2 protein-coding genes are annotated in these 2,346 nt (G+C 42.7%); both read left to right on the top strand.

What is annotated here, in order from left to right:
- Window positions 1–376 precede the first annotated feature (376 nt).
- Window positions 377–1,030 (top strand): tyrosine-type recombinase/integrase, encoded by a 654-nt coding sequence (locus E0I26_RS16370; protein ID WP_235831793.1) that lies wholly within the window; start codon window positions 377–379, stop codon window positions 1,028–1,030.
- Entirely contained in the window at window positions 1,009–2,124 is a 1,116-nt protein-coding gene (locus E0I26_RS16365; protein ID WP_131917514.1) for an IS91 family transposase, read from the top strand. The genes E0I26_RS16370 and E0I26_RS16365 overlap by 22 nt, the downstream gene beginning before the upstream one ends.
- The last annotated feature ends 222 nt before the right edge of the window (window positions 2,125–2,346 follow it).

Here is a 2,346-nt window from a genome sequence, read left to right as displayed (position 1 = left end):
TGTTGAACTAAACCTTCGGTAGCCCTCGCGATGATTTTGTACCTTACGAATATAATTAAAATTCGTAAATTATGGTAACAAAAAAAAGCATCCAGAAGATTTAAGAGAAAACAAGATTTTAAACCAAGCCAAACAAGAAGTTCCAGGTTTTGAGGAACTATTAGCTCGTTTTGAGCGCACCGTTTCGGTTTTGGGTCGAAGTCAGAGTACCTTTAACAATTATTCCCGTCACGTGGCGGCAATTTCGCTGTATTTTGGCAAAATTCCGACTGAACTCGATCCTGAACAAGTGCAGGACTACTTGTTTTTCCAACAAAAAAAGTCCAAAACCCCTTCGCAAACGTATTTTAAACACTGTGTTTACGGGCTTCGGTTTTTGCTAAAATCCGAGGGATTTCCGTATGAATTCCTGCGTTTACCCTCGATAAAACACGAAAAAAAACTCCCAGTTGTTTTGAGCAAGGAAGAAGTTTGGGCAATGCTCCAAGCTGCCAAACTGCTCAAACACAAAATTCTCATTGGCTTGCTTTATGGTTGTGGACTTCGCTGTATGGAAGCTAGAAATGTTCGTTTACAGGATTTGGATTTCGATAGAAAACAACTCAAAGTCGTGCAGGGTAAAGGCAAAAAAGACCGCTATGTACCGCTTTCGGTGCATTTAATTCGGGGTTTAAAAAAGTACATCGAAGCCGAAAAACCCCAAGAGTATCTTTTTAATGGGCAACCTTTGGCTAATGGAGCAGGAGGCGACTTTGATAATCGCTACAGTCAACGAGGTGTGCAATGGGCAGTGAAGCAAGTCGCCAAAGCAGCAGGTCTTATAAAAGACGTACACACCCACACGCTTCGGCACAGTTACGCCACACATTTGCTCGAAGATGGTGTGGATATTATGACGCTCAAAGATCTTTTGGGACACCAAAATGTGGAGACAACAATGGAGTATTTGCATATTGCCCAACTCGAAAGTCAGCGCACTTTTAGCCCATTGGACACTCTTTTTGCCAAATGCAGCCGAAGTTCGAAGTAGCGGATGTGCTGCGAAAAATAGGTTCAAAAATCGAAAATTATGGCTTGAATACTTGGCAATTACGCACTTTGTCAGCCATAAAAAGATGCAGAACCGCCGACTTGGGCGGTCATATCGATGCTTGCGATAGTTGTGGTAATTTGACCATTAGTTACAACTCTTGTAGGAATCGGCATTGTCCCAAGTGTCAGGGTAATAAACGAGAAGATTGGATTCAAGCCAGAAGCACCGAGCTTTTGCCAGTGCCGTATTTTCACGTGGTTTTTACCTTGCCTGATAGTATTAATTCTTTGGCAATGTACCAGCCCAAAATGGTGTACGACACCTTGTTTGAAGCCACTTGGGAAACGCTTCAACAATTTGGCAAAGCCAAAGAAATGCAAATGGGAATGATTGCTGTTTTGCACACTTGGGGACAACAATTGAGTCTGCATCCGCACCTGCATTGCATTGTGCCTGGCGGTGGCGTGGACAAAGACGGACAATGGAAAAATAGCAGAGCCGATGGTAAATTCTTGTTTCCAGTAAAAGCCCTGTCGAAAGTTTTTAGGGCTAAATATTGCGAAAAACTCAAAGCAAAAAATCCGATTGGTTATGAGCAAATTCGGAAAGAATTATGGCAAAAACCGTGGGTAGTTTTTGCCAAACGTCCTTTTGGGAGTCCCAAATCGGTGGTGGAGTATTTGGGGAGATACACCCACAAAATCGCCATTAGCAACCATAGAATCAAAAACATTGATGCCCAAAACGTGACTTTTGATTACAAGGATTATCGAATGGCTGGAGCCAAAAAGCGGATGACACTCTCGTATCAGGAGTTTATCAGGCGGTTTTCGTTGCATATTTTGCCCAAGCGTTTTGTGAAAATCCGTCATTATGGTTTTCTGAGCAGTACTTGGAAGCGTGAAAAGCTGAAACTTTTGCAGGAAAAACTCCAAGTGAAAGTGCTGGAAAAAGTAGAAAAGAAGCTTTTTTTGCCCAAGTGTCCTTGTTGCAAAACAGGCAATTTACACCGAATAGCGGTTTTTGACCAACGCGGTCCGCCGGCTTGGTATCTTGGCGGTTGCCAAAACACAACTCCCTACAAAAGCTGATTTATGGGTAAGGAATTTTATGCCCAAAAGTGAAGGAAAACACGAAAAAACCAAACTGAAACCACTCCAAAAAAAAGAGGATCATAAATCCTCTTGATTCCGATAGCTATCGGGACTCTAATTTTTTTACGATAAGTGCATAGTGTTAACGGCAGGTACTCCGGTTCCGTTCAACCCGGGTTTCATTGTTCGTGCTGCGCACGCAACGAAACCCTAGCTGTT

The sequence above is a fragment of the Flavobacterium rhamnosiphilum genome, assembly GCF_004349195.1.
Lineage (GTDB): Bacteria > Bacteroidota > Bacteroidia > Flavobacteriales > Flavobacteriaceae > Flavobacterium > Flavobacterium rhamnosiphilum.
This window is presented reverse-complemented; position numbering and strand designations above follow the sequence as displayed.

Bases quoted from the DNA above. Each gene is read 5' to 3' on its own strand.
- E0I26_RS16365 (WP_131917514.1), top strand. From the start codon at position 1,009: ATGCAGCCGAAGTTCGAAGTAGCGGATGTGCTGCGAAAAATAGGTTCA.